Annotated in this window: 7 protein-coding genes; all 7 read left to right on the top strand. The window is 42.8% G+C overall.

Annotation, left to right across the window (positions count from 1 at the left end; all coding sequences use genetic code 11):
• The first annotated feature begins 1 nt into the window (after position 1).
• The 7 genes from HFD85_RS05090 to HFD85_RS05060 all read left to right on the top strand — a co-directional run bounded on the left by HFD85_RS05090 (position 2) and on the right by HFD85_RS05060 (position 14,749).
• On the top strand, positions 2-1,621 hold the full coding sequence (locus tag HFD85_RS05090; RefSeq protein WP_167605668.1) for a CotH kinase family protein: 1,620 nt from the start codon (positions 2-4) through the stop codon (positions 1,619-1,621).
• Positions 1,622-1,762: 141 nt separating this feature from the next.
• Positions 1,763-2,353: a hypothetical protein gene (locus HFD85_RS05085; protein ID WP_167605664.1), complete on the top strand. Its 591-nt coding sequence runs from the start codon at positions 1,763-1,765 to the stop codon at positions 2,351-2,353.
• Between the two features lie 492 nt (positions 2,354-2,845).
• Entirely contained in the window at positions 2,846-5,440 is a 2,595-nt protein-coding gene (locus HFD85_RS05080; protein WP_167605661.1) for an alpha-L-arabinofuranosidase C-terminal domain-containing protein, read from the top strand.
• A 61-nt stretch (positions 5,441-5,501) separates the two neighbouring features.
• Positions 5,502-7,472: a glycoside hydrolase family 127 protein gene (locus tag HFD85_RS05075; protein WP_167605658.1), complete on the top strand. Its 1,971-nt coding sequence runs from the start codon at positions 5,502-5,504 to the stop codon at positions 7,470-7,472.
• 33 nt (positions 7,473-7,505) lie between these two features.
• Positions 7,506-9,443: an alpha-L-arabinofuranosidase C-terminal domain-containing protein gene (locus HFD85_RS05070; RefSeq protein WP_167605655.1), complete on the top strand. Its 1,938-nt coding sequence runs from the start codon at positions 7,506-7,508 to the stop codon at positions 9,441-9,443.
• Between the two features lie 106 nt (positions 9,444-9,549).
• The gene (locus tag HFD85_RS05065; protein ID WP_240925009.1) at positions 9,550-11,640 is read left to right on the top strand and encodes a glycoside hydrolase family 43 protein; all 2,091 of its coding nucleotides are present in this window, start codon (positions 9,550-9,552) and stop codon (positions 11,638-11,640) included.
• 13 nt (positions 11,641-11,653) lie between these two features.
• Positions 11,654-14,749: a glycoside hydrolase family 2 TIM barrel-domain containing protein gene (locus HFD85_RS05060; RefSeq protein WP_167605650.1), complete on the top strand. Its 3,096-nt coding sequence runs from the start codon at positions 11,654-11,656 to the stop codon at positions 14,747-14,749.
• The last annotated feature ends 342 nt before the right edge of the window (positions 14,750-15,091 follow it).

The raw sequence follows: 15,091 nt of genomic DNA, 5'->3' as shown, positions 1-15,091 counted from the left end.
CATGCACAAGCTAAAAAAACAATTGCTTTTTCTACTACTGATTTGCACTGGTCATTTTTCAAATAATGCACACGCGCAGAACACTTCGTTTGTTTCGAATTTGCCCATCGTTAAAATCGAAACCGATGGAAAGACCATTCCTGACGAACCTAAAATTATGGTTCGCATGAAAATAATTAACAATACAAATGGTCAAAACAGGTACACCGATACTGCCAACGAATACGATGGATGGATTGGAATTGAATTGCGTGGCGCTTCCTCGCAGGGCTACCCGCAAAAACCTTATGCCCTCGAAACCCGCGAGGCCGATGGATCAAATAAAAATGTAAGCTTGCTCGGACTACCTGAAGAAAATGACTGGGTACTGCTTTCGAATTACAACGACAAATCGTTTATGCGGAATATTCTCGCATACAAAATGTTCGAAGCGCTGGGTAACTACGCACCCCGGGCACGGTATGTTGAAGTTTTTCTGAATGGCAACTACCAGGGGATTTATTTATTTGGGGAAAAAATCAAACGCGATAAAAACAGGGTTGACATTGCAAAACTGAAAGAAGAAGACATTGCAGGTGAAGAACTTACCGGCGGTTATATATTTAAAATCGACTACTGGAACAATAACAATAGCTGGTTGTCGCCATATCGCCCAATTAATCATCCGGAATTCAATATACATTTTGTTTATTACGATCCCACATGGGATGAACTGGTATGGCAACAAAAAAATTACCTCGAAGATTATGTTACCGATTTCGAATCGACACTATACAGTTCACACTATGCTGATCCATCAACCGGGTATGCCGCCTACCTCGATGAAGAAAGTTTTATCGACTATTTTATTGTGAGCGAAATTTCCAGAAATAACGATGGCTATAAGAAAAGTCGTTATTTCCATAAAGACAAAAACGGTAAAATAGTTGCAGGACCTGTTTGGGATTTCGACTGGGCCTGGAAAAACATAAACCAATGCTATATTTTCAAAGCCACCGATGGATCAGGTTGGGCGTATAAAATTAACGATTGTAACCCCGATGTTAAATCGCCGGGCTGGATGATTCGTTTGTTTTACGATTCCAATTTCAAAAACAAAACCAACTGCCGATATTTTGATGCCCGGGCAGGCCTCTTGTCTGATGCCGCTATTAATGTAACAATCGATTCGTTGTACAACGAGGTAAAAGATGCCCAGGTTCGGCATTTTCAGAAATGGCAGATATTGGGAATTAATGTTGGGGCTCCCGAAGTTGATGCGCAACCAAAAACATACGAAGGCGAGGTAGAGAAACTTAAAAACTGGATAAAAACACGTCTTCAATGGCTCGATCAGAATATGCTTGGCGATTGTCAACAAACTTATACCGCCGCAATTTCAGAAGAGGCGGATATCCTTGTTTATCCGAATCCTGCCAGTGAAAGATTAAACATTAAGTCGGGTGAATACCTCGATTACGTTTTGCTACTCGACCTTACGGGCAAAACAATTCTTTCGAGGCGTGATGTAAATCAGCAAATCACCCAATTGGATATTTCATCGCTTAATCCGGGAATTTATATTTTACAACTGGCCGATTTAAAAGGATTTATATCAACCCGTAAAATAATTAAACAATAAGTTCGTTATATAAAACACATACGTGAAAACAATAATTTCATGAACACACTTTAAACCTTAATCCATTTGAGCCATCTAACCATTTAAAACGGCACAATTTATGTATTTAACCATCAAATATTTAACTAAAAAACCATAGCCATGAAGTATTTTTTTTTATTCTTCGTATTACTTTATTCGATTAGTTTCGATGCTGCTTCACAGGAAAACGAACGATATTTCCCGGGAGGCATTATAAGTTTAAACAACGATACTATTAAAGCCAACATTTTACTCGAACACATCACGAAAATGCAAAACAAGGTGAGATTTATTGATGCCGGTGGCAAAAAGAAATCTTTTAAACCTACAATGATCAATGGGTACTTTTTGGAAACCGACGGTGGTAAAATGGTTTTCGAAAGCCGTAACGATATTACACTGTCAGCATTCCCGTCGAAAAAAGGACATTTCTATTACCGGGTGAACGACGATTTGTATCCGCTCTATTATTTTGTAACCACAAAAATGGTAAACACGGGTATTGAATCGGAAATGGAAGAAATAAAAAGTTACCTGCTCAAAATAAATATGCGTTGGCACGAGTTTACAGCAGAAAATTATAAAGATTGCGTAAAACTGTTTTCGATGAATCGCTCGTTGGTTAACGACATTGAAAATAATGCCTATCAATTCGAAGACTTCCCCGAAATCGTACATCGCTATTGTGTTTCGCTGAGTTCGGAGGAGTAAAGCTTGAAGAATTTTATTTAACCTGAATTCGTTATAAGCAATCATTCACAGCAAACAGTATACTGTGCATCGTCGTTTATGGCGGTGCACACAAATTCGCCAAAATTAACCTGACTTTACTCCCCGAACAATTACTTTTTATCACTCAAAAAGTATTGATACAACCTCTTGCCTCAACAACCCTCTCCATCACTAATCCGACTTAGTCACCTTATCCACAATAATAATTGCATCCAGCATCTTCTAAAATGATTCGCAAATTTTGAATCACAACTGTCGCAGCTTTCCTTTTCAAAAAGTCGAATCAGTACAATATCACAGGTCAACCGTTCCGGCAGAAATAATTAACAAATGTGGCCGGTTTGAACCTTGAAAATGTGGTAAAAATGCAGGCTTTTCTTATTTTGCAGTAATTTTAATTGAACCTGGATAACGTGTTAAAAACGTAACAGATATCCATTTTCAAATCGTAATCAACTAAATCGAATTCCAATGAAACGGATAGCTCTGTTATTCTCGCTGGTTCTGTTAATATTGGCTCAAAATCTGCTTGCCAATCAGCCCGATTCTGCCTATGTTTTTTCGTATGCCACAACAAAAAATGGTGGACATAACGGGTTGCATTATGCATGGAGTATCGACCGGAAAAATTGGAACGGCATCGGTCCGGAATTTCGCTTTCTGTTTTGCGATTTCGGAGCGTGGGGCTCTCAGAAACGAATGTTAACGCCATTTTTGTTTCAGGATCAGCAGGAAACATGGCATGCCATCTGGAGTTTGAATGAACAGGTAGGACAATTTGCACATGCGGCAACTAACGATTTATTTACCTGGGAACCTCAATCGTATCCGGAAGTAATGAACGATGGAAATGTCATGTTGCCGGAAGTTTCCTATCAATCAAACGAACAGAACTACCTGATAACCTGGCTGAGTAATATCGACGGCGATCAGAAAATATTTAAAACCACTACCACCGATTTTAAAAGCTATTCGCCAACGGTTGAAGGCACTGAGAACGACCGGATAAATGCGCGCGAAGAAGTTCTGATCGATGGAAATAAGCAGCTTGGGGTAATTTCGAAAGTATCCTGGCCGGTAATCGATGGCCTGATAAAATTTTACGAGTTGTCGAAGTTTCGTGAAATTCAACGTGCCGAACGTTTGACCGATGATGCCGAGCGTTTTGCCGATTTAAAAGATTTGAAGGCTGAAATAACCGTTGATCCCGAAAACAGCAAGGCGATCAGTGATCTGCTGATCGGAGTTTTTTTTGAAGACATTAATTACGCAGCCGATGGTGGTTTGTATGCCGAACTTATTCAGAATCGTGGTTTTGAATACAATCCGGCCGACACCAAGTTCCGTGATCTTAACTGGAACAGTAAAAAAGCGTGGAGCTTTACCGGGAGCGAATCCGGATTTACAATCGACACACTGGCACCGGTACATCCCAATCAAAAACACTTTGCGGTTCTGACGATTTCGCAGGTCGGAGAGGCACTTCAAAACGAAGGTTTTGACGGCATTCTGTTAAAAGCCGGCGACAAATACAATTTCTCGGTTTTTGCGAAAGGCTTGACCGGAGCTAAAGGAAAGTTGCTGGTTCGCCTGGTAGATGAAAACGGGAAAGTTTATGCCCAGGCCAGCACGAAACCGGTTGCCGCTGACTGGAAAAAACTGGAACTCGTTTTAATGGCAAATGAAAGTATTGGAAATGCAAGATTGCAGGTCGTTCCGCAGTTTACCGGGAAGGTAGCGCTCGACATGATTTCGCTATTCCCGCAGCAAACTTTTAAAGGCCGGGAAAATGGTTTGCGCCCCGATCTGGCAAAGGCTATTGCTGATCTTCATCCACGCTTTGTGCGATTCCCGGGGGGCTGTGTTACGCATGGCGACGGCCTCGACAACATTTACCGCTGGAAAAACACCATCGGCCCGTTGGAAAGCCGCAAACCCGACCGAAATATTTGGAATTATCATCAATCGATGGGATTGGGTTATTTCGAATATTTTCAGTTTTGTGAGGATATTGGCGCCGAGCCACTACCTGTTATTGCAGCGGGAGTTCCCTGCCAAAATTCATCAACCGGAGGCCACGGTCAGCAATGCGGAATCCCAATGTGCGATATGGATCAGTATGTTCAGGATATTCTTGATTTGATTGAATGGGCCAATGGCGACAAAAGTACGAAGTGGGGTAAGCTGCGCGCTGAAGCCGGACATCCCGAGCCTTTCAACCTAAAATATGTGGGTATTGGAAACGAAGATTTGATCACCGACATTTTTGAAGAGCGTTTCACAATGATCTTCAATGCGATAAAAGAAAAGTATCCCGAAATTACCGTGATCGGCACAGTTGGACCGTTCTCGGAAGGAACTGATTACAGAGTTGGCTGGGAAATCGCTTCCAAACTAAAAGTGCCGATGGTGGACGAACATTACTATCAACCTCCGGGATGGTATTTAAGCAACCAGGATTTTTACGACCGTTACGACCGTACGAAATCGAAGGTTTATTTGGGCGAATATGCCACGCACATTCCGGGACGCCGCTTAAACATGGAAACGGCACTTTGCGATGCACTTCACCTGATAAATGTGGAACGCAATGCCGATGTGGTGAGCATGACTTCGTACGCACCTTTACTAGCCAAACACGGTCATACGCAGTGGAACCCGGACCTGATATATTTTAACAACTCTGAAGTGTTTCTCACCACCGATTATTACGTGCAAAAATTGTTTGGACAAAATGCGGGAGATGAATTTTATGCTTCGCTGATCAAACTATCTGACGGAAATGAGAACCTGAAAAAGCGGGTTGCATCATCGGTAGTTTTCGACCGCGAATCAGGCGATTATATTCTGAAGCTGGCAAACCTTCTTCCGGTGCAAATCAACTCAACAATAAACCTGGCTGACCTTCCTGTAATTGAAGGGGACGCTGAATTGATCACGCTTCAGGGAGAAGTTACCGACGAAAAAGCAAAGCCTGTAACGAGTAAAATTTCAGTTAGTTCTGAATTTGAAATTGAAGTGCCTGCCTATTCTCTGACAGTTATTCGACTAAAATCAGTCCGTTGACAAAGATAGATTTTTAGAAATTTGCCTTGATGATAGTACAACCATGTATCCAACTAAAATAATGCAAACTAAACCGGTTAAAATATGGATCAACAGAGCTGTGATCCTGTTCGCAATTGTTGCGATGTTTTCCTGTCAGAATGTAAAGGAAAAAGACAAGCTCCGATCGGCATATCCGATTTCAGGAGTGGCATTCAATCAGGTTCAGCTAAACGACAATTTCTGGCTACCTAAAATCAAAGTTAACAGAGACCATACCATTCCGGCCGCATTTCAGAAGTGTGAAGAAATGGGCCGAATGGATAATTTCCTGATTGCCGGCGGAAAAATGGCAGGCCCCGTAAAAGGCGAAATGCCGTTCGACGACACCGATGTGTATAAAACCATCGAGGGAGCAGCTTATTCGCTCACCACTTTCCCCGATCCCAAACTGGATGCGTATGTGGATTCGATAATCGCTATTATTGCAATCGGACAGGAAGCCGATGGCTACCTGACGACCTACAAAACAATAGATACAACCAATGCTCCGGCAAGTTGGTGTCCGGCAGGAGCACGATGGCAAAATCTGGATTGCAGTCACGAATTGTACAACAGCGGTCACTTGTTCGAAGCGGCTGCCGCACATTATGCCGCCACCGGAAAAACGAACTTCCTGAATATTGCACTCAAAAATGCCGACCTTTTAGTAAAGGTTTTTACTGAAGAACATCCGGGTTTTGTTCCTGGCCACCAGATTGTTGAAACCGGACTGATAAAACTGTACCTTATCACGCAAAACGAAGACTACCTGAAACTGGCGCGTCATTTTCTGGATACTCGTGGCGACAGCACCAAGCACCGTCTTCACGGGCCGTACACTCAGGATCATAAACCGGTAACACAACAGGATGAAGCCGTTGGCCATGCTGTTCGCGCAGCCTACATGTACGCCGGAATGACCGATATTGCTGCGTTCTATAATGATTCGGGGTACACAGCTGCCGTAGAAAATATCTGGAACAATGTGGTTTCTAAAAAAATGTACCTCACAGGTGGAATCGGTTCACGACACGACGGCGAAGCCTTTGGCGATAATTATGAATTGCCAAACGCATCAGCCTACAACGAAACCTGCGCTGCCATTGCCAATGTTTACTGGAATTACCGCATGTTTCTGTTGAAAGGTGATGCCAAATATTTGGATGTTCTGGAGAGAAGTCTTTACAACAATGTGATCTCGGGCGTTTCGCTCGATGGCACCCATTTCTTTTATCCAAATCCGCTGGAATGCAACATGCATTATCCTTTTAACCGCGGTGCTCTTACTCGTCAGCCCTGGTTCGATTGCTCGTGTTGCCCCACCAACCTGGCGCGCTTCATGTCTTCGGTGGCTGGCTATATTTATGCGCATCACGGAGAAGATCTGTATGTGAATTTATATGTTCAAAGTTCTACCGAAGTCGACTTGGAAAACACAAAGGTTGGCATTAACCAGGAAACGAATTATCCCTGGGATGGCACGGTTAAACTCACAATAAAAACGGAAGCTGCAAGCAACTTCAACTTAAAACTGCGCATTCCGGGGTGGGCTGAAAATCAACCGGTACCCAGCGATTTGTATTCGTATGAAAACAAGTCGACTGCCCCTCCAACCATAAAGATAAACGGTCAGGAAGTTGATTATGAAACAGAAAAAGGATTTGCTGTTTTAAATCACAACTGGCAGGAAGGCGACGAGGTTGAGCTGAACCTACCGATGGAAGTAAAGAAAGTGCTTGCAAACGAAAATGTGGAAGATGATCGTGGCAAAGTAGCCATTGAACGCGGCCCTATCGTGTATTGCCTCGAAGAAGCAGATAATCCGCAAATCGACCAGGTTGCTGTCACTCCTGATTCAGAATTCAGCACCAGTTTCGATGCAAGCTTACTTCATGGCGTTGAAGTAATTAATGCCTCAGGAAACACTAAAAATGAAAATTTTAAAGCGATACCTTATTTTGTTTGGAACAACCGAGGTGCCAACAAAATGAAGGTTTGGATTAATCTATAATTTACGAAACAATTGACTAAAACTAGATTTCTCATGAAATATTCCGGAGTAATAATTCTATTGATTCTTGTCCACTCAGCATTGTGGGCGCAAAAAACATTTACCGTTGATGCAAGCAAAGTTGGATCTGAGATTCAGCCCGATATGTACGGGGTGTTTTTCGAAGACATTAATTTTGGTGCCGACGGCGGTTTATACGCCGAACTAATCAAAAACCGCTCGTTCGAATTTGATCAGCCTTTTGTTGGCTGGACACCGTTTGGCGATGTAAAAGTGATGGATGAAGATCCTTGTTTCGATCGGAATCCGCATTATGTGCGATTAAATGAAAAAGGCCTTCGCAGAGGAACCGGCCTGGAAAACGTTGGTTTCACAGGAATTGGATTCAAACAAAACAATACTTACCGGTTTTCGTTTTACGCCCGCTCCTTAGATGGTGCTGAAAAGAAATTCAGAATTGAACTGATTAGTGATAACAATACAATCGGGAAAGAAAACCTGTTGGTAAGTGGTTCCGACTGGAAAAAATACGAATGCACTGTTAAGGCCGGAGAAACAGCTTTAAAAGGAAAAATTCGTTTGGTACTGGAAACTGCCGGCGAAGTGGATCTCGATCACATTTCGATGTTCCCGACAGAAACCTGGAAAAACCGCGAGAACGGATTGCGAAAAGATTTGGTTGAAGCTCTATACGATCTGAATCCGGGTGTGTTTCGTTTTCCCGGAGGTTGTATCATCGAAGGCAATACACTCGAAACCCGCTACCAGTGGAAGAACAGCGTAGGCCCTGTTGAAAACCGTCCGTTGAATGAAAACCGCTGGAACTACACCTTCAAACATCGTTTCTTTCCGGATTATTACCAGACTTACGGACTGGGTTTTTACGAGTTCTTCTTGCTTAGTGACGATTTGGGTGCTGAACCGCTTCCTGTAGTGAGTTGCGGACTGGCTTGTCAGTACGAAAGTACAGAATGTGTAGCTGTTGGTGATTTGCAACCCTATATTGACGATGCAGTGGATCTGATAGAATTTGCCAACGGACCTGCCGATTCGAAATGGGGAAAAGTACGCGCCGAGATGGGGCATCCGGAACCGTTTCATCTGAAATATATAGCGATTGGAAACGAACAGTGGGGCGAAGGTTATGTGGAACGTTTGATCCCGTTTATGGAAGCCATCCAAAAAAAGTATCCTGAAATCAAGATTATTGGAACAGCAGGTCCGGCTCCCGATGGTGAAAATTTTGACTACCTGTGGCCAAAAATGAAGGAACTGAAAGTAGACCTGGTAGACGAGCACTATTACCGCAGCCCCGAATGGTTTCTGGAAAATGCTGAACGTTACGACAGTTACGACCGGAACGGGCCAAAAGTATTTGCCGGTGAATATGCCGCCCACCCCAGAAGCCGCGACAATAACGTAGCAGGAGCAATTGCTGAAGCTGCTTTTATGACCGGTTTGGAGCGAAATGCCGATGTTGTTCACCTGGCTACTTATGCACCTTTATTTGCCCATTTCGATGCCTGGCAGTGGAAACCTGATATGATCTGGTTCGACAACCTTAATGTTGTGCGCACACCAAATTATTACGTGCAGCAAATGTATGCACAGAATGTTGGAACAAACGTACTTTCAATTACCTCAGGTGGGGATATTATTTCGGGAAAAGATGGTTTATATGCATCTTCTTGTATTGATGCAAATACCTCGGAAATTATTGTAAAAGTAGTTAATGCTTCTGCTGAAATTCAGACTATCGATATTTCGTTGCGAGGACTTAAAGGAACAATTCAAGACAATCAAGTACTGGTAAGCTGCCTGCATTCAAACGTGCCAGAAGCAGTAAATACGCTGGAAGCACCAAACAATATTATACCGACAAACACATTCATAAATACAAATAAAAACAACTTTCAATTAAAAGCGCTGGGAAATGCATTTTACATCTGCAAACTCAAAATTCAACCTTAGATCAATTCATATGATAAACCTAAAAATCACAAAGAACCTCTCCTTTCATTTCGTTTTGATGTTATCTGTTGTCCTTTTCATGACCGGATGTAGCAAACCTGAAAATATGGAAGGCTACCTATTTGCATACTTTACAGGAAACGGTCCACAGCAGGAAGCTGTTCGCTTTGCAATAAGCACCGACGGCTATCATTATCTGGCACTGAATGGAAATTACCCGGTTCTTGATTCGAAACAGATCAGTACATCAGGTGGCGTTCGTGACCCTCATATTTTACGTGGTGCCGATGGCAAAACCTTTTACATGGTAGCCACCGATTTATATGTCCCTGAACAGGGTTGGAACAATTTTGCAATGATTTTGATGAAATCGACCGACTTGATCAACTGGCAAACATCGGTTGTAAATATTCCCGAAACTTTCCCAAATGAATTCGGCAAAGTTGACCGTGTTTGGGCTCCTCAAACTATTTACGACGAAGAAACCGGGAAATACATGGTTTATTTCTCGATGCGCAGCGGCGATGGCGCCCCCGACATTATCTATTACGCTTATACGAACAAAGATTTTACTGCACTGGAGGCAGCTCCGAAGCAGTTGTATTTTCCTCCGGCAGATAGTAACACGAAAGCCTGTATCGATGGCGATATAATTCCGTTTAACGGCAAATTTTACCTGTTCCATAAAGCGGAAGACGGCGATCCAGGAATAAAACTGGCAATTTCGGATAAACTCACTGAAGGCTATAAACTGGTAAGCGACAAGCGTGTTGACAGCGAAAGAAACCGGGTTGAAGGCAGTAGTGTTTTCAAACTTAATAATTCGGATGAATACATCCTGATGTATGATGTGTATACCAACGGACGCTACCAATTCACCAAAAGTTCTGACCTGGAACATTTCGAAGTGATCGATGAAGATATTTCGATGAATTTTCATCCGCGCCACGGAACGGTGATGCCAATTACCGGAAAGGAATTAAAACGTTTGGTTGCTAAATGGGGAAACTTTGATGACCTGTTTGTTGATATAACTTCTCCCCAGTTGAAGAAGCTGAACGTGGATATAAAAGGAAAAGAAAGAACCATTCATTTGCCCGTAAAAAGAGGAGTCGATTTAAAAAACTTCGATCCGGAATTCAAATGCTGGCCTGGTTTCTCGGCTAGTCCGCTCGGGCCACAGGATTTCTCAAACGGGCCGGTGGCTTATACTTTTTCAATCGAAGGAAAGGGAAATGTGGTCTACCAGGTCAGTGCTTCCGAAGATCACAACCCGGTATTGGAAGGCTACTATGCCGATCCTGATATTTTGTATTCCGAAAAAACAGGCAAATATTATATTTATCCAACAAGCGATGGTTTCGATGGCTGGTCGGGCTATTATTTCAAGGTATTTTCTTCGGATAATTTGGTTGACTGGACAGATGAAGGAATCATTCTCGATCTGCATAAAGATGTGAGCTGGGCGAATAGAAATGCCTGGGCGCCCTGTATCGTTGAAAAGAAAATAAATGGCGAATACAAATATTTCTATTATTTCACTGCGGCTCAGAAAATCGGGGTGGCTGTGGCTGATAGTCCAACCGGACCTTTTGTTGACAGTGGCAAAGCCTTAATTGACTGGAAACCCAAAGGCATCAACCGTGGCCAGGAGATTGATCCTGACGTTTTTACCGATCCAAAAACAAATAAAACCTACCTCTATTGGGGAAATGGCTACATGGCCGGAGCAGAACTGAACGACGATATGGTATCGCTCAATATGAAAACATTTAAGACCTTTAATGTGGATGGCACTTTTCGTGAAGGTACCTATGTGATATATCGAAATGGAACCTATTATTTTATGTGGTCGGAAGACGATACCCGAAGCCCCAACTACAAAGTAAGGTGGGCAAAAGCTGACAGCCCAATGGGCAAACTTACGATTCCTGAAAACAACATTGTAATTCAGCGCGATCCGGAAACCAATATTTTTGCAACCGGACACAATTCAGCTGTTCAGGTTCCCGGGAAAGATGAATGGTACCTGGTTTACCACCGCTTTACTTATCCGAAGGGAGTTGATATGCCACGCGGCTCGGGAGGTTTTCACCGCGAAGTGTGTATCGACAAACTTGAGTTCGATGTAAATGGAAATATTTTAGAAGTAATACCTACCTTTGAAGGCATAGAACCGTTACAGATTACCAACTAATATTTAATAAATCATGAAGTTAAAAACCTTAATCATTTTGATGCTTTTAGCATCTCAAGTTATTCATGCTCAGGATGATCCGTGGCAAGATCCAAAGATGAACGAGATTAACCGCACGCCAATGCACAGCACTTATTTTGCTTTCGAATCAGCAGAAAGTGCAGAAACCGGTTGCATGGAACAATCGGCCAATTTCCTAAGCTTGAACGGAACCTGGAATTTTAACTGGGTTGAACACGCCTGGCAACGGCCGACTGATTGTTTTGGAACCGATTTTAACGACAAAGGCTGGGACAAAATTCAGGTTCCTGCAATGTGGGAATTAAATGGTTATGGCGATCCAATCTATGTAAACGTTGGTTATGCCTGGAGAAACCAATACAGAAACAATCCTCCTGTTGTTCCTGAAGAGAACAACCACGTGGGTACTTATCGCAAAGAAATTGAAATACCTGCCTCGTGGGACGGCAAAAAGATATTTGCCCACTTCGGATCGGTTACTTCTAACATAACGCTTTATGTGAATGGCAAATTTGTAGGATACAGCGAAGACAGCAAACTCGAAGCTGAATTCGACCTTACAAAATACCTGAAGCCGGGGAAAAACCTCATCGCATTCCAGGTATTTCGCTGGAGCGACGGATCGTATCTTGAAGACCAGGATTTCTGGCGTTTTTCTGGCGTTGGACGCGATTGCTACCTGTACAGCAGAAATGCTACTTACCTGCAGGATATAAAAGTTACACCGGATCTGGATACTGACTATGTCAACGGCAGTCTGATTGTTGCCTTAAACCTCGTTGGTAAAGGAAGCGTTGATTTAGCACTCACCGATGCTGCGGGAAATACCGTAGTAGAAAAATCCGTAAATACTTCCAGTAATTTCCGTACGGAATTATCCGTAACAAATCCCGCAAAATGGACAGCTGAAACACCTGTATTATATAAACTTACAGCTACAGTAAAAAGTGGTGATAAAGTACTTGAAGTTATCCCTGTAAAAGTAGGATTCCGTAAGGTGGAAATGCTTAACGGACAACTTTGTGTAAACGGCAAGGCTATCCTGATAAAGGGTGTTAACCGTCATGAGCTTGATCCCGATGGCGGTTATGTTGTTTCGCGCGAACGCATGATTCAGGACATTGAAATGATGAAAAAATTCAATGTAAATGCTGTGCGTACCTGCCACTACCCCGACAACAGCACCTGGTACGACCTGTGTGATGAATACGGGATTTATATGGTAGCCGAAGCCAATATCGAATCACACGGAATGGGGTACGGTCCTCAAACCCTGGCCAAAAATGAGGCGTTTGCTCTGGCGCACCTACAACGTAACCAACGCAACGTTTTACGCAACTTCAACCATCCTGCGGTAATTACATGGTCGCTGGGTAACGAAGCCGGTTTTGGCCCCAACTTCGAAGCATGTTACACATGGATAAAAGATTACGATAATTCGCGTCCGGTTCAATACGAACAGGCTCACGGCAACGAATACTCCGATATTTTCTGCCCGATGTATTATCCGAACGACCGTTGCGACCAATATGGTCAAAAGGACACTGATAAACCGTTGATTCAGTGTGAATATGCACATGCTATGGGTAACTCAATGGGTGGTTTCAAGGAATACTGGGACCTTATTCGTAAGTATCCGAATTACCAGGGTGGATTTATTTGGGATTTTGTTGACCAGAGTATTCACTGGAAAAACAAAGACGGTCAACCGATTTATGCTTACGGTGGCGATTTCAATCCATACGATGCTTCCGACAATAATTTCCTCGACAACGGTTTGATCAGTCCCGACCGCGTTCCAAATCCGCACTATTACGAAGTGGGTTATTTCTATCAGTCGATCTGGACAACACCGGTTGATTTGAAAAAAGGTACTGTAGAAGTTTACAACGAATATTTCTTCCGCGATCTCTCCAATTTCTACCTCGATTGGGAATTGGTAGCCGATGGAAAAGTAGTTGAAACAGGCACTGTAAAAGATCTGAATGTTGCACCTCATCAGAAAGCAACAATTAATCTTGGGTTGAGTGTTCCTGCTGATTTGAACGCAAATGAAGTATTTGTAAACGTAGCTTATAAATTAAAAGAAGCTGAAGGTCCTGTTCCGGCTGGTTACACCCTGTCGAAAGACCAGCTGGAAGCGAAAGCATGGGATTTCAAAGCGCTCGAAATTTCAAACAAACAGGCTTCGAACCAAACAGTTACTGTACCAACAATTAAAGAAAACGACTATCATTATCTGCGGATCATTGGCGAAAATTTCAGCCTTGATTTTAATAAACAAAACGGATTTTTAAGCCGTTACATCGTTAATGGCAAGGCAATGCTGGTTGAAGGTAGCCAGTTGGTTCCCAACTTCTGGCGCGCCCCAACCGACAACGATTTTGGTGCTCGACTCCAACGTCGTTACCGGGTTTGGAACAATCCTGAAATGAAACTCAAATCACTGGATGCAGAGGAAGCAGATCAACTTGTAAAAGTTGCTGCCACCTACGAAATGCCAGACATTTCAGGCCAACTTGAACTTCAGTATGTTATCAATAACGCTGGTGAAATAAAAGTGACACAAAAACTTATTGCCGGTGCCAACAGCGAAGTTTCCGACATGTTCCGCTTTGGAATGAAACTGGAAATGCCAAAGGCTTACAGCAACATTGAATACTATGGCCGCGGACCTGTTGAAAACTATGTGGATCGTAAATATTCTGAATTTATCGGAATTTACAACCAGGATGTCTGCGAGCAGTTTTACCCTTACATTCGTCCGCAGGAAACCGGTACAAAATCCGACATCCGCTGGTGGAAACAAGCAAATATCAGTGGTAGCGGCTTGAAATTTGTGTCGGATGCTGCTTTCTCAGCTTCGGCTTTAAATTACACTGTTGACGCTTTGGATGACGGTCTGGACAAAGATCAGCGACATGCTCCTGAAGTTCCGAAAAGCGACTTTGTTACGGTTTGCATCGACAAAGTACAAATGGGACTGGGTTGTATCAACAGCTGGGGCTATCTCCCACTTGAACAATACCGCATTCCTTACCAGAATTACGAGTTTAGTTTCATGATCAGTCCGGTGAAACTTAAATGAAGTGATTACTGATCTTATTCCTGATTGCATTTTCTTTCCCGGTTTCGTGATCCGATTCCGGGAAAGAAGGTGCGGATCAGTCTTTGTCAGTTTCAATCGATCAAATTCGAACTAATTTTTTAAACCCAACACAAACATTATCCTTTGGAACTCTTTTAGGGGGCAACACCCCGAAAAATCATTCTGAAACCTTCAGGAATGCTTGGTCCGCTTACAATTGAGATATTCTTACAGAATAAGTTTGCCTCTGCGCTTTTAATTCTTATAAAAAAACTACCTGTATATAGAAATGTTATTTGAAGATTAAACCACTGACAATTTGTTTGGTCTAACACAAAAAAA

The sequence above is a fragment of the Maribellus sediminis genome (genome assembly GCF_011799805.1).
Classification (GTDB): domain Bacteria; phylum Bacteroidota; class Bacteroidia; order Bacteroidales; family Prolixibacteraceae; genus Draconibacterium; species Draconibacterium sediminis_A.
Note: the sequence above shows the minus strand (reverse complement) of the source record. Positions and strands in the feature narration are given on the sequence as shown.